This window comes from Kluyvera sp. EC_51, assembly GCF_019584505.1.
Lineage (GTDB): Bacteria > Pseudomonadota > Gammaproteobacteria > Enterobacterales > Enterobacteriaceae > Kluyvera > Kluyvera sichuanensis.
The window spans coordinates 1-21,576 of sequence record NZ_VDAG01000069.1 but is presented as its reverse complement, the minus strand read 5'-3'; the positions used below and the strand labels follow the sequence as shown (position 1 = coordinate 21,576).

20 protein-coding genes and 5 tRNA genes are annotated in these 21,576 nt (G+C 55.9%); 21 read left to right on the top strand and 4 right to left on the bottom strand.

All coding sequences use genetic code 11. The annotated features are described in order from the left end of the window. Positions 1–2: 2 nt before the first annotated feature. Entirely contained in the window at positions 3–1,019 is a 1,017-nt protein-coding gene (locus tag FHC49_RS12425; RefSeq protein WP_220439910.1) for a HoxN/HupN/NixA family nickel/cobalt transporter, read from the top strand. A gap of 177 nt (positions 1,020–1,196) precedes the next feature. Here FHC49_RS12425 and norW read toward each other — a convergent pair whose 3' ends face one another. Both norW and norV read right to left on the bottom strand, forming a co-directional pair. After that, positions 1,197–2,330 carry an NADH:flavorubredoxin reductase NorW gene (gene norW, locus FHC49_RS12420; protein ID WP_220439909.1) on the bottom strand — a complete coding sequence of 378 codons (1,134 nt, stop codon included), beginning with the start codon at positions 2,328–2,330 and terminating at the stop codon, positions 1,197–1,199. After that, positions 2,327–3,775, bottom strand: coding sequence for an anaerobic nitric oxide reductase flavorubredoxin (gene norV / locus FHC49_RS12415; RefSeq protein ID WP_220439908.1), 1,449 nt, complete (start codon positions 3,773–3,775; stop codon positions 2,327–2,329). The genes norW and norV overlap by 4 nt, the downstream gene beginning before the upstream one ends. 191 nt (positions 3,776–3,966) lie before the next feature. Here norV and norR point away from each other — a divergent pair, with 191 nt between their 5' ends. Next, on the top strand, positions 3,967–5,490 hold the full coding sequence (gene norR, locus FHC49_RS12410) for a nitric oxide reductase transcriptional regulator NorR (RefSeq protein WP_220439907.1): 1,524 nt from the start codon (positions 3,967–3,969) through the stop codon (positions 5,488–5,490). Here the strand turns inward: norR and gutQ are convergent. Further along, positions 5,487–6,452, bottom strand: a complete 966-nt coding sequence (gene gutQ / locus FHC49_RS12405; protein WP_220439906.1) for an arabinose-5-phosphate isomerase GutQ — start codon at positions 6,450–6,452, stop codon at positions 5,487–5,489. The genes norR and gutQ overlap by 4 nt on opposite strands. Positions 6,453–6,655: 203 nt before the next feature. On the opposite strand from gutQ, the gene mltB reads away from it, so the two are divergent. The 19 genes from mltB (at position 6,656) to luxS (ending at position 21,065) form a co-directional block, all read left to right on the top strand. After that, positions 6,656–7,726: a lytic murein transglycosylase B gene (gene mltB, locus FHC49_RS12400; protein ID WP_185668068.1), complete on the top strand. Its 1,071-nt coding sequence runs from the start codon at positions 6,656–6,658 to the stop codon at positions 7,724–7,726. 194 nt (positions 7,727–7,920) lie between these two features. Beyond that, entirely contained in the window at positions 7,921–8,631 is a 711-nt protein-coding gene (locus FHC49_RS12395) for a metal ABC transporter ATP-binding protein (RefSeq protein WP_185668069.1), read from the top strand. Beyond that, positions 8,628–9,482, top strand: a complete 855-nt coding sequence (locus tag FHC49_RS12390) for a metal ABC transporter permease (RefSeq protein WP_185668070.1) — start codon at positions 8,628–8,630, stop codon at positions 9,480–9,482. Before FHC49_RS12395 ends, FHC49_RS12390 begins: the two co-directional genes overlap by 4 nt. A gap of 17 nt (positions 9,483–9,499) precedes the next feature. Next, positions 9,500–10,378 carry a metal ABC transporter substrate-binding protein gene (locus FHC49_RS12385; protein ID WP_185668071.1) on the top strand — a complete coding sequence of 293 codons (879 nt, stop codon included), beginning with the start codon at positions 9,500–9,502 and terminating at the stop codon, positions 10,376–10,378. A gap of 138 nt (positions 10,379–10,516) precedes the next feature. Then, entirely contained in the window at positions 10,517–11,014 is a 498-nt protein-coding gene (gene pncC, locus FHC49_RS12380; protein WP_185668079.1) for a nicotinamide-nucleotide amidase, read from the top strand. Between the two features lie 80 nt (positions 11,015–11,094). Beyond that, on the top strand, positions 11,095–12,153 hold the full coding sequence (gene recA / locus FHC49_RS12375) for a recombinase RecA (RefSeq protein WP_035892538.1): 1,059 nt from the start codon (positions 11,095–11,097) through the stop codon (positions 12,151–12,153). Between the two features lie 69 nt (positions 12,154–12,222). Further along, positions 12,223–12,723, top strand: coding sequence for a recombination regulator RecX (recX, locus tag FHC49_RS12370; RefSeq protein WP_185668072.1), 501 nt, complete (start codon positions 12,223–12,225; stop codon positions 12,721–12,723). A gap of 250 nt (positions 12,724–12,973) precedes the next feature. Further along, a complete protein-coding gene (gene alaS, locus FHC49_RS12365) occupies positions 12,974–15,601 on the top strand; it encodes an alanine--tRNA ligase (protein ID WP_220439905.1) in 2,628 nt (875 codons plus the stop codon). A gap of 240 nt (positions 15,602–15,841) precedes the next feature. Then, positions 15,842–16,027 carry a carbon storage regulator CsrA gene (csrA, locus tag FHC49_RS12360; RefSeq protein ID WP_000906486.1) on the top strand — a complete coding sequence of 62 codons (186 nt, stop codon included), beginning with the start codon at positions 15,842–15,844 and terminating at the stop codon, positions 16,025–16,027. A gap of 318 nt (positions 16,028–16,345) precedes the next feature. After that, positions 16,346–16,438: transfer RNA gene (locus FHC49_RS12355), tRNA-Ser, on the top strand. Between the two features lie 3 nt (positions 16,439–16,441). Continuing rightward, positions 16,442–16,518, top strand: a tRNA-Arg gene (locus FHC49_RS12350). A 91-nt stretch (positions 16,519–16,609) separates the two neighbouring features. Further along, positions 16,610–16,686, top strand: a tRNA-Arg gene (locus tag FHC49_RS12345). 62 nt (positions 16,687–16,748) lie between these two features. After that, positions 16,749–16,825, top strand: a tRNA-Arg gene (locus tag FHC49_RS12340). A 167-nt stretch (positions 16,826–16,992) separates the two neighbouring features. Next, positions 16,993–17,069: transfer RNA gene (locus FHC49_RS12335), tRNA-Arg, on the top strand. Positions 17,070–17,235: 166 nt separating this feature from the next. After that, the gene (locus FHC49_RS12330) at positions 17,236–17,550 is read left to right on the top strand and encodes a BON domain-containing protein (RefSeq protein WP_035897502.1); all 315 of its coding nucleotides are present in this window, start codon (positions 17,236–17,238) and stop codon (positions 17,548–17,550) included. A 123-nt stretch (positions 17,551–17,673) separates the two neighbouring features. Beyond that, positions 17,674–18,240: a fructose-1-phosphate/6-phosphogluconate phosphatase gene (gene yqaB, locus FHC49_RS12325; protein ID WP_220439904.1), complete on the top strand. Its 567-nt coding sequence runs from the start codon at positions 17,674–17,676 to the stop codon at positions 18,238–18,240. Then, positions 18,237–18,665 (top strand): YqaA family protein, encoded by a 429-nt coding sequence (locus FHC49_RS12320; RefSeq protein WP_185668706.1) that lies wholly within the window; start codon positions 18,237–18,239, stop codon positions 18,663–18,665. Before yqaB ends, FHC49_RS12320 begins: the two co-directional genes overlap by 4 nt. A 79-nt stretch (positions 18,666–18,744) precedes the next feature. After that, positions 18,745–20,289 carry a glutamate--cysteine ligase gene (gene gshA / locus FHC49_RS12315; RefSeq protein ID WP_185668707.1) on the top strand — a complete coding sequence of 515 codons (1,545 nt, stop codon included), beginning with the start codon at positions 18,745–18,747 and terminating at the stop codon, positions 20,287–20,289. 260 nt (positions 20,290–20,549) lie between these two features. Beyond that, positions 20,550–21,065 carry an S-ribosylhomocysteine lyase gene (gene luxS / locus FHC49_RS12310; protein WP_185668708.1) on the top strand — a complete coding sequence of 172 codons (516 nt, stop codon included), beginning with the start codon at positions 20,550–20,552 and terminating at the stop codon, positions 21,063–21,065. Positions 21,066–21,478: 413 nt separating this feature from the next. Here the strand turns inward: luxS and FHC49_RS12305 are convergent. After that, a partial coding sequence (locus tag FHC49_RS12305; protein WP_000851394.1) for an IS1 family transposase occupies positions 21,479–21,576 on the bottom strand: 98 nt, incomplete at its 5' end.

Below are 21,576 nucleotides of genomic sequence, written 5' to 3'. Positions count from 1 at the left end.
TCATGTTGTGGAATGTTCTTCGTCAACAGCCGCGCGCAACGCTGCTGGTTATGGTTCTCGTGTTGGCGAATTTACTGGCCTGGGGTTGGGCATGGCAGGCATTTGGTCATAACGGCGCGCTGATGGCCGCCAGTCTGCTGGCATGGGGCTACGGCCTGCGTCATGCGGTGGACGCTGACCACATTGCGGCGATTGATAACGTCACCCGTAAAATGATGCAGCAGGGTAAGCGCCCGTTTGGCGTCGGTGCCTGGTTCTCACTTGGCCACTCCTCCATCGTGGTGCTGGCATCGGTGGCGATTGCCGCCACGGCGACCGCGTTCCAGCATAAGATGAGCTGGTTCCACGACACCGGCAGCATCATCGGCACCACCGTGTCGGCGGTGTTCCTGCTGGCGATGGCGCTGGTCAACCTGATTATTCTGCGCGGCGTGTGGCGCAGCTTCCAGGCGCTGAAAAAAGGCGAGTCGGTTTCCGCTGACCTGCCGGTGACGGGCGGCATGATGAGCGCGCTGTTCAGCCGTACTTTCCGCCTGATTGGCAAGAGCTGGCACATGTATCTGGTGGGCTTCCTGTTTGGCCTCGGTTTTGACACCGCCACTGAAATTGGCGTGTTGGGCATCTCTGCCGCCAGCGCATCCAGCGGGATGTCAATGTGGTCGATTATGGTCTTCCCGGCGCTGTTCGCGAGCGGCATGGCGCTGGTTGACACCCTGGATAACATTCTGATGGTGGGCGCGTACGGTTGGGCCTTCAACAAGCCGCAGCGCAAGCTTTACTACAACATGACTATTACCGGTGCCTCCGTGGTGGTTGCGCTGTTTATCGGCGGGCTGGAAGCGCTGGGGCTGATTATCGATAAGTTCGACCTGACCGGCGGCATCTGGAGCGGTGTGTCGATGCTGAGTGACAACCTTGGCAACGCGGGCTTTGTGGTCATTGGCCTGTTCGCGCTTTGCTGGCTGGTGTCGATGGTCAACTACCGCTGGCGTAACTATGACGCGCTGGTGGTGCGTTAAGATTTGAGCCATTCCCGGCGGCGCTACGCTTGGCCGGGCTACATTCGATCTGTAGCGCCGCCGGGGAAACGCCGGGCGAAAAAACAAAAAAAGCCCCGGGGCAGCGGGGCTAAAATCAGACATTAGCGCGTCCTTGCGCTTGAGGTTAAGTGATACAGCGGACAGTGCGTTGACTTCTTAACTCGCGAGCGACTTCAACAGACCAAAGGCCTCTTTCATTCGCTCCTCGCTAACCACGAATGCCCGCAGCTGCTGGCCTTCGTCGTAGCCTTGCGCCAGCATACCGTCGGCGCGGGTTTCAATCTTCCAGTTCAAATCCTGACGGCGGGTTTCACCGGCCAGATGCAGCGGCAGATCCGGCGTTTTCACCTTCACCAGCATGTTTGGCAGCTTCAGCTCGCCGGACTGGCCGAGAATATTCTTCGCCAGACACATCGCGCTCATCAGAATCGGCTGCAGGAACGGCAGCACGGTACCGTTGATCTCCGCGCAGTCGCCCAGCGCATAGATATCCGGGTTGCTGGTACGCAGGGTGCTATCGACCTTCACGCCGCGGTTAATTTCAAGGCCCGCCATGCGTGCCAGCGCGGTTTCCGGGCGCAGGCCGGTGGCGGCCACCACCGCATCAACCTCGACGTGACGGTCGCGGTCAAAGGTGGCGCGAATGCCGGTGGCGGTCTGCTCCAGCGACTGCAGCTGAGATTTCAGCAGCAGATGAATACCCATGTCGGTCAGACGATGCTGCAACCGGCTGCTCACTTCCGGCGGCATCAGCGAGGCCAGCACGCTGGCGGAATTATCGACCACGGTGACCGCTTTACCGGCGCGGCTAAAGTCCATCGCCAGCTCGCTGCCAATCAGGCCGCCGCCGATAATCAGCACGCGTTGGGCATCGCGCAGCGTACTTTGCGCGGCCCCGAACTCCTGCTGACTGTTGAGGGTCAGCATCAACTCTTTGCCCGGCACCGGCGGCACGATGGTTGACGCGCCCGTTGCCAGCACCAGCTTGTCGTACTGCCATTCATGATTCTGGCTTTTCACCACATGCGCATTGGCGTCGATGCCGGTCACCCAGGTCTGCGGGAACAGGTTCAGGTTGTACTGCTCGGCGAACTCGCCTGCGGTTTGCAGGGTGAGGTCGGCGGCGGTTTGCCCCCGGCTCACCACGTGGCTTAAGTCCGGTTTGTTGTACTCGTCGATGCTGTCGGCGGCGATGAGCGTCAGTTTGACGCCCGCGTCGAGTTTACGAATATTCTTCACCAGCTGGCGGGCCGCGAAGCCCGAGCCGATGATCACGATGCCATGATTCATTTTGCCTCCGTCGCCATCACGTCAAAGACATCTTTCCCTAATGAACATTCCGGGCACAGGAAGTTATCCGGGACTTCGCTCCACGGTGTACCTGGCTGGACGTCCTGGTTTGGTTCGCCTTTTGCCGGGTCGTAAACCCACTGACACACGCTGCACTGCATGCTTGGGCCGAGGTCGGCTGCGGCAGCGGCGGCACAGGCGCAGGCCTCTTTCGCGGCGTCTGGTTTTGCCGTGGCTTCTGGCAGTGGAGCCAGCGCCCACTGACGGGCAATTTCACGGCCGTGCTGACGGCAGATTTCCAGCGCGTCGATATCCGGGCGCCATTTCGCCTTCAGGCTCAGAGACATTTCAAAGCCCGCATCCTGCAAACGAGTAGACAGACGGTCAACCGCACCGCCGCTCCAGCCGTGAGAACCAAAGGCGCTGGCGCGTTTGTTACGGAAGCGCAGGCCGGTCATCTCTTCCACCAGGCCAGCAATTTTCGGCATCATCACGTTGTTCATGGTTGAAGTCCCCACCAGCACGCCTTTAGAACGGAAGACGTTGGTCAGAATTTCGTTTTTATCGCTGCGGGCGACGTTGAAGATTTTCACCGCCACGTTCGGGTCAACTTCGTTGATCCCCTGAGCAATCGCATCCGCCATCATGCGGGTGTTATTGGACATGGTGTCGTAGAAGATGGTGATACGGTCTTCCTGATAATCCGCCGCCCATTTCAGATACAGTTCGACGATCTGAGTTGGGTTTTCACGCCATACCACACCGTGGGAGGTGGCAATCATATCAACCGGCAGGTTGAAGCCGAGGATCTCGGTGATTTTTGGCGTCACCAGGCGGCTGAACGGGGTCAGGATGTTGGCGTAGTAACGCTGGCACTGTTCGAACAGTTCGGTCTGGTCAACTTCGTCGTTGAACAGGCGTTCGTCGCAGTAGTGCTGGCCGAAGGCGTCGTTACTGAACAGCACCGCGTCGCCGGTCATATAAGTCATCATGCTGTCAGGCCAGTGCAGCATCGGGGTTTCAACGAAGATCAGCTGTTTGCCGTTACCGATGTCCAGGCTGTCGCCGGTTTTCACCACGTGGAAATTCCACTCTGGGTGATGGTGGTGGCCGTTGATGGAGTCAATGGCGTTGGCGGTGCAGTAGATTGGGGTATCCGGAATCTGCGACATCAGCTCGGTCAGCGCACCGGCATGGTCTTCTTCGGCGTGGTTAATGATGATGTAGTCGATATCAGCCAGGTCGATTTCGCCGCGCAGGTTCTGCACGAATTCACGGCTGAATTTATGGTCGACGGTATCAATCAGGACGTTTTTCTCTTCACGGATAAGGTAGCTGTTGTAGCTGCTGCCGCGCAGCGTTTTGTATTCGGTACCGTGGAAATCACGTACTTCCCAATCGCGTTGACCAACCCAATGAATGTTATTTTTAACCAGAATAGACATAGCAACCTCAATTAATTCAGCGTTTTTTCAAAAAAGATGTATTGCTAATTGCAGGTTGCGTGCCAACTTTTTAATTGATTGATTTTATTGGTTTAATTAATTTATACCTCTTTATTGTTAGTCAAAATGACTATGCTTAATATTGTCAATATGACATTATGCATTGTCAAAATGACTGTACGAGGTACGCCATGAGCTTTTCCGTTGATGTGCTAGCAGGCATCGCCATTGAACTCCAGCGCGGCGTCGGCCATCAGGACCGATTTCAGCGTCTGATCACCACGCTTCGCCAGGTGCTGGAGTGTGATGCCTCCGCGCTGCTGCGCTACGACGCGCGGCAGTTTATTCCGCTGGCGATTGATGGGCTGGCGAAAGACGTGCTCGGCAGGCGTTTTACCCTCGAAGGGCATCCGCGGCTGGAGGCGATTGCCCGTGCGGGTGACGTAGTGCGTTTCCCGGCCGACAGCGATTTGCCGGACCCGTACGACGGCCTGATCCCTGGCCAGGAGAGCCTGAAGGTCCACGCCTGCATCGGGTTGCCGCTGTTTGCCGGGCAAAACCTGATTGGCGCATTGACTCTCGACGGTATGTCGCCGGACCAGTTCGACGTCTTCAGCGATGAAGAGCTGCGGCTGATTGCCGCGCTGGCGGCGGGGGCGCTCAGCAACGCGCTGCTGATTGAACAGCTTGAAAGCCAGAACATGCTGCCGGGCGCGCCGACCGACTTCGAGCAGGTGAAAGAGACGCAGATGATTGGCCTGTCGCCGGGCATGACGCAGCTGAAAAAAGAGATTGAGATTGTCGCCGCTTCCGACCTGAACGTACTGATAAGCGGCGAAACCGGCACCGGGAAAGAGCTGGTGGCAAAAGCGATTCATGAGGGCTCGCCGCGCGCGGTCAGCCCGCTGGTGTATCTGAACTGCGCCGCGCTGCCGGAGAGCGTGGCCGAGAGCGAGCTGTTTGGCCACGTCAAAGGGGCGTTTACCGGGGCTATCAGCAACCGCAGCGGCAAGTTTGAGATGGCCGACAACGGCACGCTGTTCTTAGATGAAATTGGCGAGCTGTCGCTGGCGCTGCAGGCCAAGCTGCTGCGCGTGCTGCAGTATGGCGATATTCAGCGCGTGGGGGATGACCGCAGCCTGCGTGTTGATGTGCGGGTGCTGGCTGCGACCAACCGCGACCTGCGCGAAGAGGTGCTGGCGGGCAACTTTCGTGCAGACCTGTTCCATCGTTTGAGCGTATTCCCGCTATCCGTGCCGCCGCTGCGCGAACGGGGTGACGACGTGGTGCTGCTGGCGGGCTACTTCTGCGAGCAGTGTCGGCTGCGGCTTGGATTGTCGCGAGTAGTATTAAGCAGCGGCGCACGGGCGCATCTGCAAAACTACGGCTGGCCGGGTAACGTGCGCGAGCTTGAGCACGCGGTACACCGTGCGGTGGTGCTGGCGCGGGCAACCACGCGCAGCAACGGCGAGGTGGTGCTGGAAGCGCAGCACTTTGCATTCCAGGAAGGTACGCCGACGGCGGTGGTTGCTGAGGTTGCGGCCCCGTTGGCAACGGTGAATAACCTGCGCGACGCCACCGAGCATTTTCAGCGGCAGATGATTCGTCAGGCACTGGAGACACATCAACATAACTGGGCGGCAAGCGCCCGGGCGCTGGAGACAGACGTCGCCAACCTGCACCGGTTGGCGAAGCGTCTGGGGCTGAAGGATTAAAGGATCCCGGCCTGGTAGAAGTTTTGCAGGTTAATCGCGCCGACCAGCCGGTGGTTGTCATCTACCACCGGGGCGGCGCTGATTTTCTGCTTCATCAGCTGTTCTTTAGCATCCACGGCGCGGGCCTGATCGTGCAGGGTCACGCCGCCCTTGGTCATCGCGTCGTTAACGCAATCCGCCAGCGAACCGCCGCTCACCAGCCAGCGACGCAGATCGCCGTCGGTGAACACGCCCTGAACCTGTGATTGATCGTTGCAGACCGCCACCATTCCCATGCCGGTGCGGCTGAGTTCCAGCATCGCATCCATTACGCTGGCGTGAACGGTGACCTGCGGGACATCGCTCTCCTGACGCATCAGGTGGTGAACGCGGTTGAGCAGGCGTGCGCCCAGCGCACCTGCCGGGTGAGAGCGCGCAAAATCTTCTTCATTAAAGCCGCGCGCCTGCATCACGGCAATCGCCAGCGCGTCGCCGATCATCAACGTGTTGACGGTGCTGGAGGTTGGCGCCAGGTGCATCGGGCAGGCTTCACGTTCAACGGAAATATCGATAACGGCGTCGGCCGCCTGCGCCAGCGCGGAGTTGGCTTTGCCGGTCATTGCCAGCAGCACCACGGATTTCTCTTTCAAACGCGGAATAATGTAGTCGAGCTCTTTGGCGCTGCCAGAGTAGGAGATAAAGAGCATCACGTCGCGGCTTTCCACCATGCCCAGATCGCCGTGCAGCGCTTCCGCCGGGTGGACGAAGAACGCCGGAGTGCCGGTGCTGGCGAAGGTGGCGGCCAGCTTTTTGCCGATATGGCCGGATTTGCCCATCCCGGAAACAATCAGTTTTCCTTTGCAGTTCAGGATGGCGTTGGCGGCCTGAACAAAGGTCTCGTCAAGACGGTCGGGTAGGCGGCTTGCTTCCTGCAGTTCCAGTAACAGGGCCTTACGCCCGGCCTCTAACAAAAAATCACTCATGACTTTCTCCGATAATTAGCGCGTCACACGGTCCAGTTTTGCGCGGCGATGATAAAACATTCTCTCCCGGAAGATCATCGATTGAATCATGGATAGTTCGTCTGTGGAGTTTTTTTTCCCCTCGCGGCCTCCAGTGCTTCCTTGCAGCGTGGCGGATGCTTTACCATATTTAACTCTTGCTGATATTGTTAAACGGATGTCCCATGTTGAAGCGTCGTGTTCTGGCTTTACTCCCCCTGTGTGTCCTGCTCGCTGCCTGTAGTAGCAAACCTAAAACGGCTGAATCTCCGGCAACCACTTCCGGCGGTTTTCTCCTTGAACCTCAGCACAATGCGCTAATTCCGACCGGTGATTTTGCTAACAACCCGGCGGCAGAGCAGTTCATTGACAAGATGGTGAGCAAGCACGGTTTTGACCGACAGCAGCTGCATGAAATCCTCTCTCAGGCCAAGCGCCTGGACTACGTGCTGCGCCTGATGGACAGGCAGGCACCGACCGGCCTGCCGCCAACCGGCCCGAACGGGGCGTGGCTGCGCTATCGCAATCAGTTCATTACGCCGGATAACGTCCAGAATGGCGTGGTGTTCTGGAACCAGCATCAGGACGCGCTGCAGCGCGCTTCGCAGGTATACGGCGTGCCGCCAGAAATTATCGTCGGGATTATCGGTGTGGAAACTCGCTGGGGCCGAGTGATGGGTAAAACGCGCATTCTCGATGCGCTGGCGACGCTCTCCTTCAACTATCCGCGCCGCGCGGCGTACTTCTCCGGTGAGCTGGAAACCTTCCTGCTGATGGCGCGTGATGAGCAGGATGACCCGCTGGATCTGAAAGGCTCATTTGCCGGGGCGATGGGCTACGGGCAGTTTATGCCGTCTTCCTACAAAGAGTATGCGGTTGATTTCAATGGTGATGGTCATATCAACCTGTGGGATCCGGAAGATGCCATCGGCAGCGTGGCGAACTACTTCAAACAGCACGGTTGGGTGAGTGGCGACGCGGTGGCGGTGCAGGCGATGGGTCAGGCTCCGGGGCTGGAGAATGGCTTCAAAACCAAATACAGCGTTTCGCAGCTGGCGGCGGCAGGCTTAACGCCGATGCAGCCGCTGGGTAATCATCAGCAGGCCAGCCTGCTGCGGTTGGATATCGGCACGGGCTATCAGTATTGGTACGGTCTGCCGAACTTCTACACCATCACCCGCTATAACCACAGTACCCACTATGCGATGGCCGTCTGGCAGCTGGGTCTGGCAGTCTCTCAGGCGCGCGGTCAGTAATCCTTCCTTCTGGCTCCCCTCGGTTCAGAGGGGAGCTTGTTACATTTCGCATCATTTTCTGCCGTTTACATCTTACTGCTAATTCAATACTGTTACGTTATAACATTAAATGATGAGGCGAAGATGTTCACTCCTGTTTTTATGGCCAGCAGCGTGACGCGGGTTTTGCTGGCCTGCGCGCTATTGAGCGTGCTGTGGCTGATGGTCTGGTGGGCGGTGTCGCTGCCATGATTGAACTGGACAACCTGGTGGCTGGCTATGAAGGCGTGGCGATTACGCCATCGCTGAGCGGCGTCATTCACAAAGGCAGCATGACGGCGATTGTCGGCCTGAACGGCTGCGGAAAATCCACTTTACTGAAAACGCTGGCGGGATTTATTCCGCCGGTAAGCGGCGTCATTCGCTGGGCACCTTCACGCCCGGTGATCGGTTGGCTGGCCCAGCGTCATGCGCTGGAGTCGCAGTTTCCGTTAACCGTGCTGGACGTGGTGAGCCAGGGGGCGTGGCCGCGAATTTCATTGCTGCGTGGCCTGCGTAGCGACACGCGCCAGCGCATTGCCGCTGCACTGGCGCGAGTGGGGCTGGAAAGCATGGCGAAAACACCCATTGACGCACTTTCCGGCGGCCAGTTCCAGCGCATGCTCTTTGCCCGCGTGCTGGTACAGCGCGCGCCGCTGGTGATGCTTGATGAGCCCTTCACCGGCATTGATGAAGCCACCAGTCATGACCTGATGGGGGTAATTCAGGAGATGCATCAGCAGGGGCAGACCGTGCTGGCGGTGCTGCATGACAATCAACGCGTGGCGGAGTACTTCCCGGAAACGCTGTTGCTGGCACCACAGAACGCCTGCTGGGGGCATACCCGCGACGTGCTTTCTGCATTCAAATCCGCGAGGCACGCATGATCTGGCACACCTTCTTCCAACCCTTTATCGAGTTTGGCTTTATGCGCCGGGCGCTGGTGGTGTGCCTCGCGCTGTCGCTCAGTACCACCATCCTCGGTGTCTTTTTACTGCTGCGGCGGATGAGCCTGATGGGGGACGCGCTGTCGCATGCCATTCTTCCCGGCGTGGCGGTGGGTTATCTGGTCAACGGCATGTCACTGCTGGCGATGACCGTAGGCGGCTTTATTGCTGGCATTACGGTGGCGCTGGTGGCCGGTTGGGTTAGCCGACGCACGCCGCTGAAAGAGGATGCCAGCTTCGCCGGATTCTACTTAGGGTCGTTGGCGCTGGGGGTCACGCTGGTCTCGCTGCGCGGCTCCAACGTTGACCTGCTGCATCTGCTGTTCGGCTCGATTCTGGCGGTGGATAACGATGCCGCACTGTTTGTGGCGGGGGTCGCCAGCCTGACGCTGCTCTGCATTGCGCTTTTCTACCGGGGACTGGTGAGCGAAGCGTTTGATAGCAGTTGGCTACAGGTGAATGCGCGCTGGCTGCCCGTGTTGTTGCACGGGCTGTTTCTGGCGCTGCTGGTGCTCAACCTGGTGGCCGGTTTTCAGGTGCTGGGCACGCTGATGGCGGTGGGGGTCATGATGCTGCCCGCCGTTGCGGCGCGCTGCTGGGCGAAAACCTTACCGTCAATTCTGCTGCTGGCGGCGCTGATAGGCGGCGTATGTGCCTGGATGGGGCTCAGTCTGTCGTGGGCCGCGAATCTGCCCGCCGGACCGTCGATTGTGCTAACCGCGAGCGGTATCTTTTTGATTTCTGTGTTGTTTGGCAAGCGAAGCCGGCTGACCGTGAGCTGGTTAAAATGAAGAGGAAAGGGGACAAGATGAAACGTATTGGGGTGATTATGGCGCTGGCGTTAGGGCTGGCGGCGCAGGGGGCGATGGCAAAGACGCTCAACGTGGTCAGCAGCTTTTCGGTGCTGGGCGACATGGTGAAGCAGGTGGGTGGCGATCACGTTCACGTCGACACGCTGGTTGGCCCGGACGGCGACCCGCATACCTTCGAGCCGTCGCCGAAAGATAGCGCGCTGCTCAGCAAAGCGGATGTCGTGGTGGTCAACGGTCTGGGGCTGGAAGGTTGGATGGACCGCCTTATCAAAGCATCGGGCTTTAAAGGTGAACTGGTGGTGGCTTCAACGGGCGTAAAAACCCACACTCTGGATGAAGATGGCAAAACGGTGACCGACCCGCACGCCTGGAACAGCGCGGCAAACGGCGCACTGTACGCGCAGAATATCCTGACTGGCCTGGTGAAGGCTGACCCGGAAGATAGCGCGGCGCTCAATGCTTCCGGCAAACGCTACATTGGCGAGCTTAACGATATTCATAGCTGGACGAAGCAGCAGTTCAGCGCCATTCCGCAGGCGAAGCGTAAGGTGCTGACCAGCCACGATGCCTTTGGCTACTTCTCTCGCGCCTACGGCGTCACCTTCCTGGCACCTCAAGGGCTCTCTTCAGAAAGCGAGGCCAGCGCGGCGCAGGTGGCAGCGTTGATTAAGCAAATTAAGGCCGATGGCGTACACACCTGGTTTATGGAAAACCAGCTCGATCCGCGCCTGGTGAAACAGATTGCCGCGGCTACCGGCTCGCAGCCGGGCGGCGAACTGTATCCGGAAGCGCTGTCGAAATCGGGCGGCGTGGCGGACAGCTACGTCAAAATGCTGCGTCATAACGTGGAGCTTATCGCCGCCAGCATGCGCTAAACCCGGCACTTCCTCGCCCCGGTTCTTCCGGGGCGTTCAATTTCGGAATCCCCCTCGTAAAATCACCATCCCGTCCCCACATCTGTTCTGAAAGTGCTATCTTTGATGGCCTCTTTATCGGGCTGAAGCGGAGCGATGATGACAGATTCAGAATTAATGCAGCTGAGTGAAAAGGTTGGCCTGGCGCTGAAAGCGCGTGGGGCGACGATGACCACCGCAGAGTCCTGTACCGGCGGCTGGATAGCCAAAACCATTACCGATATCGCTGGCAGTTCTGCCTGGTTTGAGCGTGGGTTTGTGACCTACAGCAACGAGGCCAAATCGCAGATGATTGGCGTGCGTGAAGTGACGCTCGAACAGCACGGTGCGGTGAGTGAACCGGTGGTGGTTGAGATGGCCATTGGAGCACTGCGCGCGGCGCGGGCTGACTTTGCGGTGTCGGTTAGCGGCATTGCCGGGCCGGACGGCGGCAGCGCGGAAAAGCCGGTTGGCACGGTCTGGTTCGGCGTAGCAAGCGCCACCGGGCAAGGCGTTACCCAGCGTGAATGCTTTGACGGCGACCGTGAATCGGTGCGTCGACAGGCGACCGCTTATGCGCTCAATCTCCTCTGGCAACAATTTCTACAAAATACTTGATACTGTATGACCATACAGTATAATTGCCTCAACAGAACAGAATTCACTATCCGGTAACACCCGGTATGACAGGAGTAATAATGGCTATCGACGAAAACAAACAGAAAGCGTTGGCTGCAGCGCTGGGCCAGATCGAAAAGCAATTCGGTAAAGGCTCCATCATGCGTCTGGGTGAAGACCGCTCCATGGACGTGGAAACTATCTCTACCGGTTCGCTTTCACTGGATATCGCGCTGGGCGCTGGCGGCCTGCCAATGGGCCGTATCGTCGAAATTTACGGGCCAGAATCCTCCGGTAAAACTACCCTGACGCTGCAGGTTATTGCCGCAGCACAGCGTGAAGGCAAAACTTGTGCGTTTATCGATGCTGAACACGCGCTGGACCCGGTTTATGCTCGCAAGCTGGGCGTTGATATCGACAACCTGCTGTGCTCCCAGCCGGACACCGGCGAGCAGGCTCTGGAAATCTGTGACGCGCTGGCGCGTTCCGGTGCTGTAGACGTTATCGTCGTTGACTCCGTTGCGGCGCTGACGCCGAAAGCGGAAATCGAAGGCGAAATCGGTGACTCTCACATGGGCCTCGCGGCACGTATGATGAGCCAGGCGATGCGTAAACTGGCGGGTAACCTGAAGCAGTCCAACACCCTGCTGATCTTCATCAACCAGATCCGTATGAAAATCGGCGTGATGTTCGGTAACCCGGAAACCACTACCGGTGGTAACGCGCTGAAGTTCTACGCTTCCGTACGTCTTGATATCCGTCGTATTGGCGCGGTGAAAGAGGGCGACAACGTGGTGGGTAGCGAAACTCGCGTGAAGGTTGTGAAGAATAAAATTGCTGCGCCGTTTAAACAGGCTGAATTCCAGATCCTCTACGGCGAAGGTATCAACTTCTTCGGCGAGCTGGTCGACCTCGGCGTGAAAGAGAAGCTGATCGAAAAAGCGGGTGCCTGGTACAGCTACAACGGCGACAAAATTGGTCAGGGTAAAGCGAACGCTATCTCCTGGCTGAAAGAGAACCCGGCTGCGGCGAAAGAAATTGAGAAGAAAGTGCGTGAGCTGCTGCTCAACAACCAGGACTCTACGCCGGACTTCGCCGTTGATAACAACAGCGTCGAAGAAACCAACGAAGACTTCTGATAATCTCTGAACTGAGACGAAGGGCTGCTTATGCAGCCCTTTTTGCATTTATTACGACGGTAAAACATCATGACCGAAAACTCACCGCGTCGTTCCGCCTATGCTCGCCTGCTGGATCGCGCCATTCGCATTCTGGCAATGCGTGATCACAGCGAACAGGAGCTGCGACGTAAACTTACCGCCCCAGTGATGGGGAAAAATGGTCCTGAGCCTATCGACGCGCCGCCGGAAGAGGTTGAAAAGGTGGTGGCCTGGTGCTTTGAAAACCGCTACCTCGACGATAGCCGCTTTGTGCAGCAGTTTATGGCCGGGCGCAGCCGCAAAGGATATGGCCCGGCGCGGATCCGTCAGGAGCTGGGGCAGAAGGGCATTGCCCGCGAAGCCATCGAGCAGGCCATGCGCGAGTGCGACATTGATTGGGCTTTACTGGCGCGCGATCAGGCGGTAAGAAAATACGGTGAACCGTTGCCGACCACTTTTGCGGAAAAGGTCAAAATCCAGCGTTTTTTGCTCTATCGCGGCTACCTGATGGAAGATATCCAGGAAATATGGCGAAATTTTGCTGATTGACCGCACTGGGGATTTTACTTCCCTTTAAAGAAAACTTATCTTATTCCCACTTTTTCCGTCCGGAGGCGGGTTGTTTTTAAAGCAATCCGCGTCGGTGACGAATATTCCTTAATACACAAAATCATTCAAGCCGCATCAGAACGATGGGCGAGAGAAGCTCCAGGCAGGTACTTCAGTACGTGTTCGGAGGTGAAAACAGCCGTTGCCTCGCGGTTTGAAGGATGAAGTGTAGCTTGATGTCAGGATAATTATGAGCAAGAGCACCGCTGAGATCCGTCAGGCGTTTCTCGACTTTTTCCATAGTAAAGGCCATCAGATAGTTGCCAGCAGCTCCCTGGTGCCGAATAACGACCCTACGTTGCTGTTTACCAATGCCGGGATGAACCAGTTCAAAGATGTGTTCCTCGGTCTCGACAAGCGTAATTATTCTCGCGCGACCACCGCGCAGCGTTGCGTGCGTGCGGGCGGTAAACACAATGACCTGGAAAACGTCGGTTACACCGCACGTCACCACACCTTCTTCGAAATGCTGGGCAACTTCAGCTTCGGCGACTACTTCAAACACGACGCTATCCAGTACGCGTGGGAACTGCTGACCGGTGAGAACTGGTTCGCCCTGCCGAAAGAGCGTCTGTGGGTCACCGTCTATGAGAGCGATGACGAAGCTTACGAAATCTGGGAAAAAGAAGTCGGTATCCCGCGTGAGCGCATCATCCGTATCGGCGACAACAAAGGCGCGCCGTACGCTTCGGATAACTTCTGGCAGATGGGCGATACCGGTCCTTGCGGCCCGTGCACCGAAATCTTCTATGACCACGGCGACCACATCTGGGGTGGCCCTCCGGGTTCTGCAGAAGAAGACGGTGACCGTTACATTGAGATCTGGAACATCGTCTTCATGCAGTTCAACCGTCAGGCTGACGGCACCATGGAACCGCTGCCGAAGCCGTCCGTGGATACCGGTATGGGTCTGGAGCGTATCACCGCTGTGCTGCAGCACGTGAACTCCAACTATGACATCGACCTGTTCCGTAAACTGATCGACGCGGTGGCGAAAGCGACCGGCGCGACCGATCTGAGCAACAAGTCTCTGCGCGTGATTGCGGACCACATTCGTTCTTGTGCGTTCCTGATTGCCGATGGCGTGATGCCGTCTAACGAAAGCCGCGGCTACGTGCTGCGTCGCATCATTCGTCGCGCCGTCCGCCATGGCAACATGCTGGGCGCGAAAGACACCTTCTTCTACAAGCTGGTTGGCCCGCTGGTAGAAGTGATGGGTGCAGCAGGCGAAGAGCTGAAACGTCAGCAGGCGCAGGTTGAGCAGGTACTGAAAACCGAAGAAGAGCAGTTTGCTCGTACGCTGGAGCGCGGTCTGGCGCTGCTCGACGAAGAGCTGGCAAAACTGACCGGCGATACGCTGGACGGCGAAACCGCTTTCCGTCTGTACGATACCTACGGCTTCCCGGTTGACCTGACGGCGGACGTTTGCCGTGAGCGCAACATCAAGGTTGACGAAGCTGGCTTCGAAGCCGCGATGGAAGAGCAGCGCCGTCGTGCGCGTGAGTCCAGCGGTTTTGGCGCCGACTACAACGCGATGATTCGCGTTGATGGTGCTTCAGAATTTAAAGGCTATGACCACCTGGAACTGAACGGCAAAGTGACTGCGCTGTTCGTTGACGGCAAAGCGGTAGACGCTATTGCTGCTGGCCAGGAAGCGGTTGTGGTGCTTGATCAGACTCCGTTCTATGCAGAGTCCGGCGGTCAGGTTGGCGATAAGGGCGAACTGAAAGGCGCGGGCTTTAGCTTTGCGGTCAGCGACACCCAGAAATACGGCCAGGCAATTGGTCACCTCGGCAAGCTGGCTACCGGCGCGCTGAAAGTGGGCGATGGTGTGCAGGCTGACGTTGATGTTGCACGCCGTGCACGCATCCGTCTGAACCACTCTGCAACGCACTTGATGCACGCCGCGCTACGCCAGGTTCTGGGCACGCACGTTGCGCAGAAAGGCTCGCTGGTGAACGATAAGGTTCTGCGCTTCGACTTCTCTCATTTCGAAGCCATGAAGCCGGAAGAGATTCGTGCGGTTGAAGATCTGGTCAACGCCCAGATTCGTCGCAACCTGCCAATCGAAACCAACATCATGGATCTCGAAGCGGCGAAAGCGAAGGGCGCGATGGCGCTGTTCGGTGAGAAATATGACGACCACGTTCGCGTTCTGAGCATGGGCGACTTCTCTACCGAGCTGTGCGGTGGTACTCACGCTTCTCGTACCGGCGATATCGGTCTGTTCCGCATTGTGTCCGAATCCGGCACCGCGGCAGGCGTTCGTCGTATCGAAGCTGTCACTGGTGAAGGTGCGATTGCCATGCTGCACGCTGAAAGCGATCGACTGAGCGATATTGCGCAGTTGCTGAAAGGCGACAGCCATAACGTCACCGAAAAAGTGCGTACCGTTATTGAACGTACGCGTCAGCTGGAAAAAGAGCTGCAGCAGCTGAAAGAGCAGGCCGCGGCACAGGAAAGCGCAAACCTTTCCAGTAAAGCTGAGAATATTAACGGCGTTAACCTTCTGGTGAGCGAGCTTGCCAGCGTTGAGCCGAAGATGCTGCGTACTATGGTCGACGATCTGAAGAACCAGCTAGGTTCTGCGGTTATCGTACTGGCGACGGTCGCAGAAGGTAAGGTTTCTCTGATTGCAGGCGTGTCTAAGGATGTGACCGACCGTGTGAAAGCAGGGGAGCTGGTTGGCATGGTCGCTCAGCAGGTGGGCGGCAAAGGGGGCGGTCGTCCGGATATGGCGCAAGCTGGTGGTACCGACGCGGCTGCGCTCCCTGTTGCACTGTCCAGTGTGAAAGGCTGGGTCAGCGCTAAACTGTAATAACAATAAACGCATGCGAGTGCCTTAACGTTAAATGTTAAGGCACCTTGCATATGCGATACTGATAACGATAAAGTCAGGTTGAAGTCATGTAGATCGGCTAAACTTACATTTAACAGAGTGTGATGCCGTGACCGCTTACACGAAGGTGTTTGTCATAGCTGACCTTTTGGCGTTATATGATGGAGAATGCCGGGATACAGAGAGACCCGACTCTTTTAATCTTTCAAGGAGCAAAGAATGCTGATTCTGACTCGTCGAGTTGGTGAGACCCTCATGATTGGAGATGAGGTCACTGTGACAGTTTTAGGGGTGAAGGGTAACCAGGTGCGCATCGGCGTAAATGCCCCTAAAGAAGTCTCTGTTCACCGTGAAGAGATCTACCAGCGTATCCAGGCTGAAAAATCCCAGCAGTCCAGTTACTAAGTTCTCGCGTCTCACCCCGCGGGTGAGACGCACCTCTCGCAGTTTTCTTCGTTTTACTCTCGTTTTTCTTCCTTTTTTCCTCAACCCAGCTCTTCTGCGCCCATTTTCTTTTTTGCTGCTATACCGGCAAAAACGCAATTTATCTGTTGATAAAACGTGCATTCTGTCTTTTTTAACAGCTTATTGCGTGTGAAATGTGCAAACGAAAAAAATCTGCGGAAAATTGTTTGACTTATAAGTCCCAGAAAGTAATATGTGCGCCACACAGCGACGATGAGCAGAAACAAGTTCTTCGAAGCACTCGCAAGAGGTGTTGTTGGTGAGGTGGCCGAGAGGCTGAAGGCGCTCCCCTGCTAAGGGAGTATGCGGTCAAAAGCTGCATCCGGGGTTCGAATCCCCGCCTCACCGCCATTTGCATCCGTAGCTCAGCTGGATAGAGTACTCGGCTACGAACCGAGCGGTCGGAGGTTCGAATCCTCCCGGATGCACCATCTTCTCTGAGATAACGCATTAGCGTTGTTACAGAAAATCGATAACGCTTTAGCAGCGATATCAAATCTGCAGTAAAGTAAGTTTCCCGATGCATCCGTAGCTCAGCTGGATAGAGTACTCGGCTACGAACCGAGCGGTCGGAGGTTCGAATCCTCCCGGATGCACCATCTCTTACTTGATGTCGCTTTTATAGCGGTATCAATATCGGCAGTAAAGCAAATTTCCCGATGCATCCGTAGCTCAGCTGGATAGAGTACTCGGCTACGAACCGAGCGGTCGGAGGTTCGAATCCTCCCGGATGCACCATCTTCTCCGAGATAACAGTTGCGCTGTTGTTTCACGGTCTGCGAATTTTTCGCCAGCGCCAGGGAGGATAACGTTGCTTCAGCAACGGCCCGTTAGGGCGAGGCGCAGCCGAGTAATCCTCCCGGATGCACCATTCTTTGTTTTGCACGATAATTAGCTTTCCCGATGCATCCGTAGCTCAGCTGGATAGAGTACTCGGCTACGAACCGAGCGGTCGGAGGTTCGAATCCTCCCGGATGCACCATTATCTCGAAATATCCATTCTCTCAAATTTCTCCCCCAGTTAATCTTTCTCTTTTTACTCAAAAAAATCTTCTTCACACTTTTCTGATTGGCAACCCATTCTTTCCACTATAATTTATCTCTGTGACACCCTTATTCTGGTGACCTGAGTGCAAGGAGAGAAATCCATGAAATGGTTCAAAGCAATGGCTGCGTCTTGTGCAGCGCTTCTGGTAGCTATCTCGCTGTCTGGCTGTGCGGGTTCTTCAACCAAGGAAAGTACCGGTGGTTATATCGATGATACGGTCGTAACCACTAAGGTGAAAACCGCGCTGTTCAGCGACAAGCAGATTAAATCCAGCGAAATTAACGTACAGACCTTTAAAGGTCGCGTGCAACTGAGCGGCTTTGTGTCGTCGGCAGCTGATGCAAAACGTGCGGTAGAAGTAACGCGCCAGGTACAGGGCGTGCGGGTTGTTGAAAACGATATGCAGATTAAATAACCCCTCAGCTAGTAACATGCAAAAAGGCACCCTATCGGTGCCTTTGTCGTCTCTGCGGCGGGCAGCGACAATCAGCCCCTTTTACGATAAAGTAACACTACGTTGGCGAAGGGTGAGAAGACAATGTACGAACGCTATGCTGGATTGATTTTTGATATGGATGGCACCATTCTTGATACGGAACCTACGCATCGTAAAGCGTGGCGTGACGTGCTGGGACGATATGGAATGCAGTTCGACGAACAGGCGATGGTTGCCCTGAATGGCTCTCCAACCTGGCGCATTGCCCAGGCGATTATTGAAAGCCATCAAGCCGATTTAGATCCCCATCTTCTCGCACGTGAAAAAACCGCGGCGGTAAAATCGATGCTGCTGGATTCGGTCACGCCATTACCGCTTATTGAGGTGGTGAAGGAGTGGCACGGTCGTCGCCCTATGGCGGTCGGTACCGGTAGCGAAAGCGCCGTGGCTGAAGCGCTGCTTGCGCATCTGGGACTGCGTCACTATTTTGCGGCCGTTGTCGCCGCCGATCATGTTAAACAGCATAAGCCCGCGCCGGATACGTTCTTATTGTGCGCCGAGTTGATCGGCGTGCCGCCTGAGCGTTGCGTGGTGTTTGAAGATGCCGATTTTGGGCTTCAGGCCGCTGCGGCGGCAGGAATGGACGCCGTTGACGTTCGTCTGCTGTGAGTGAATTTCTGGCGCTGGGGTCGCTGTTTGCAAGCAGCTTCCTCAGTGCAACGCTGCTGCCGGGTAACTCCGAAGCCGTGCTGGTCGCGCTGCTGCTTTCTGGCGCGAGTAAGCCCTGGCTTCTGGTAGTAATAGCAACAATGGGTAATAGCCTTGGCGGGGCTACTAACGTTATTCTTGGTCGTTTTTTTCCATTACGCAAAACATCGCGATGGCAGGAAAAGGCAGTGGGTTGGCTCCGACGCTACGGCGCGGCGACGCTACTGCTGAGCTGGATGCCGGTTATCGGCGATTTGCTGTGCCTGTTGGCAGGGTGGATGCGTATTTCCTGGGGACCAGTACTCTTTTTTTTATGCCTGGGGAAAGCGTTACGGTACGTCGCAGTCGCGGCGCTGACGCTTCAGGGCATGACGTGGTGGCACTAATTGGATGGCAGGTGGAATATCGCATCTCCACGATGACAATTATGCTTAATAAAATGAATTCGACAGGCGGGAGGTCAATTTGATCCCGGACGTATCACAGGCGCTGTCCTGGCTGGAAAAACATCCTCAGGCTCTTCAGGGGATCCACCGCGGACTTGAGCGCGAAACGCTGCGTGTTAATGCAGATGGTTCTCTGGCAACAACCGGTCACCCGGAAGCGCTTGGCGCAACCCTGACCCACAAATGGATCACCACGGACTTTGCAGAAGCCTTGCTGGAGTTTATTACTCCGGTCGACGGCGACATCGACCATATGCTGACGCTTCTGCGTGACGTGCATCGCTACACCGCACGTCAGCTGGGCGACGAACGCATGTGGCCGCTGAGCATGCCTTGCTACATTGCACCGGGTCAGGAGATTGAGCTGGCGCAGTACGGCACGTCGAATATCGGCCGCTTGAAAACGCTGTATCGTGAAGGTCTGAAGAACCGCTACGGCGCGTTGATGCAGACCATCTCTGGCGTACACTACAACTTCTCGCTGCCAATGGCCTTCTGGCAGGCGAAGTGTGGCACCGACGATAAAGAGGCAATTTCAGCCGGTTATTTCCGTCTGATTCGCAACTACTACCGCTTTGGCTGGGTGATCCCGTATCTGTTCGGGGCGTCACCGGCAATCTGCTCTTCGTTCCTGCAGGGCAAGCCGACCACGCTGCCGTTTGAGAAAACGGAATGCGGCATGTACTACCTGCCGTACGCCACCTCTCTGCGCCTTAGCGACCTTGGCTATACCAATAAATCGCAAAGCAATCTCGGAATTACGTTTAACGAACTGCACGAGTATGTGGCAGGATTAAAGCGCGCGATTAAAACCCCGTCGGAAGAGTATGCCCGTATCGGCCTTGAGAAGGACGGTAAGCACCTGCAGATCAACAGCAACATTCTGCAGATTGAAAACGAGCTGTACGCGCCCATTCGTCCTAAACGCGTCACGCGCGACGGCGAAACGCCTTCCGATGCGCTGCTGCGCGGCGGTATCGAGTACATTGAAGTTCGCTCACTCGATATCAACCCGTTCTCGCCAATTGGCGTCGACGAGCAGCAGATTCGCTTCCTTGACCTGTTTATGGTCTGGTGCGTGCTGGCGGATGCGCCAGAGATGAGCAGCGATGAGCTGCTGTGTACGCGCACGAACTGGAATCGCGTGATTCTGGAAGGGCGTAAGCCGGGCCTGACGCTGGGCATTGGCTGTGAAACGGCGCAGTTCCCGCTGACGAAAGTAGGTAAAGATCTGTTCCACGATCTTAAGCGCGTCGCGCAGACGCTGGACGGCATTAATGGCGGCACGGCATACCAGAAGGTATGCGATGAGCTGGTCGCCTGCTTTGATAATCCAGATTTAACCTTCTCGGCGCGTATTCTGCGTTCTATGCTTGATGAAGGCATTGGCGGTACCGGCAAGGCGCTGGCCGAACAGTATCGTACGATGCTGCGTGAGGAGCCGCTGGAGATTCTGAGCGAAGAGGATTTTGCGAAGGAGCGTGATGCTTCCCGCGCACGTCAGCAGCAGATTGAAGAGGCGGATAACGAACCGTTTGAAGCACTGCTGGCGAGACACGCCTGATACAAAAGAAAAAGGCCACATCACTGTGGCCAAAATATACATCTCTGAATCAGGGATGATGATAACAAATGCGCGTCTTTCATATACTAAGACTGGCATGGGAACAAAGAGTTCAGTTTATTTTTAAAAAAATCACATTATCCTGAAGCGGAGCGCGGTGAATTGCATAAAGTTGTGTCTATTCAAGTGGTTACAGTTATCCGTGAATAGAAAAAAAGTGCAGCACGCGTGAGCATGAAGGTGATATCGGAGGTTACGAAATGCCGTTGTTAGATAGCTTCACAGTCGATCATACCCGTATGGAAGCCCCAGCCGTTCGCGTGGCGAAGAAAATGAACACCCCGCACGGCGACGCGATCACGGTTTTTGACCTGCGTTTTTGCATTCCGAACAAGGAAGTGATGCCAGAAAGAGGGATCCACACCCTGGAGCACCTGTTTGCTGGCTTTATGCGTGACCATCTGAACGGTAACGGCGTTGAGATTATCGATATCTCGCCAATGGGTTGCCGTACTGGTTTCTACATGAGCCTGATTGGTACGCCGGACGAGCAGCGCGTAGCCGATGCCTGGAAAGCGGCAATGGCAGACGTGCTGAAAGTGCAGGATCAAAATCAGATCCCAGAGCTGAACGTATACCAGTGCGGGACTTATGAGATGCACTCCCTCAGCGAAGCGCAGGAGATTGCGCGCCACATTATCGACCGTGGTGTACGCATCAATAGCAATGATGAACTGGCGCTGCCAAAAGAGACGCTGAAAGAACTGCACATCTAGTTTGTGTCGTTTGTATATTCAGCAGACTGATAAAACCCGGAATGCTCCGGGTTTTTTATTCCCCACCATTGTTATATTTGTGGTTTCTCTGCAACAAAACAATTCATAATTAAAATAAGTGTGACGATTTTTAATTTGTGAGCCATAAAACAAAAAACCTTTTCCCTATTTATTAGATCCGTTTCGCGATCACATAAAGCGAAAAACATAATAGGATAGCTGAAAAACATAATAGATCCCGACCTGAGAACTGTAAAAAATAGCTCCCGCAGAAACCGGTTTCATAACGTAAAACCAAAAACGGGAGTTTATATGTCTACAGGGGATAGGATTTCTATCAAAGAGAAGATTGGCTATAGCCTTGGGGATGCCGCCAGCCATATTGTGTTCGACTCTTCGGTAATGACTCCAACTTATTGATAGTGTTTTATGTTCAGATAATGCCCGATGACTTTGTCATGCAGCTCCACCGATTTTGAGAACGACAGCGACTTCCGTCCCAGCCGTGCCA

Bases quoted from the DNA above. Each gene is read 5' to 3' on its own strand.
- gutQ (WP_220439906.1), bottom strand. From the start codon at position 6,452: ATGAGTGATTTTTTGTTAGAGGCCGGGCGTAAGGCCCTGTTACTGGAA.
- csrA (WP_000906486.1), top strand. From the start codon at position 15,842: ATGCTGATTCTGACTCGTCGAGTTGGTGAGACCCTCATGATTGGAGAT.
- recX (WP_185668072.1), top strand. From the start codon at position 12,223: ATGACCGAAAACTCACCGCGTCGTTCCGCCTATGCTCGCCTGCTGGAT.
- FHC49_RS12385 (WP_185668071.1), top strand. From the start codon at position 9,500: ATGAAACGTATTGGGGTGATTATGGCGCTGGCGTTAGGGCTGGCGGCG.
- norV (WP_220439908.1), bottom strand. From the start codon at position 3,775: ATGTCTATTCTGGTTAAAAATAACATTCATTGGGTTGGTCAACGCGAT.
- FHC49_RS12390 (WP_185668070.1), top strand. From the start codon at position 8,628: ATGATCTGGCACACCTTCTTCCAACCCTTTATCGAGTTTGGCTTTATG.
- yqaB (WP_220439904.1), top strand. From the start codon at position 17,674: ATGTACGAACGCTATGCTGGATTGATTTTTGATATGGATGGCACCATT.
- FHC49_RS12425 (WP_220439910.1), top strand. From the start codon at position 3: ATGTTGTGGAATGTTCTTCGTCAACAGCCGCGCGCAACGCTGCTGGTT.
- mltB (WP_185668068.1), top strand. From the start codon at position 6,656: ATGTTGAAGCGTCGTGTTCTGGCTTTACTCCCCCTGTGTGTCCTGCTC.
- alaS (WP_220439905.1), top strand. From the start codon at position 12,974: ATGAGCAAGAGCACCGCTGAGATCCGTCAGGCGTTTCTCGACTTTTTC.
- norW (WP_220439909.1), bottom strand. From the start codon at position 2,330: ATGAATCATGGCATCGTGATCATCGGCTCGGGCTTCGCGGCCCGCCAG.
- recA (WP_035892538.1), top strand. From the start codon at position 11,095: ATGGCTATCGACGAAAACAAACAGAAAGCGTTGGCTGCAGCGCTGGGC.
- pncC (WP_185668079.1), top strand. From the start codon at position 10,517: ATGACAGATTCAGAATTAATGCAGCTGAGTGAAAAGGTTGGCCTGGCG.
- luxS (WP_185668708.1), top strand. From the start codon at position 20,550: ATGCCGTTGTTAGATAGCTTCACAGTCGATCATACCCGTATGGAAGCC.
- norR (WP_220439907.1), top strand. From the start codon at position 3,967: ATGAGCTTTTCCGTTGATGTGCTAGCAGGCATCGCCATTGAACTCCAG.
- FHC49_RS12330 (WP_035897502.1), top strand. From the start codon at position 17,236: ATGAAATGGTTCAAAGCAATGGCTGCGTCTTGTGCAGCGCTTCTGGTA.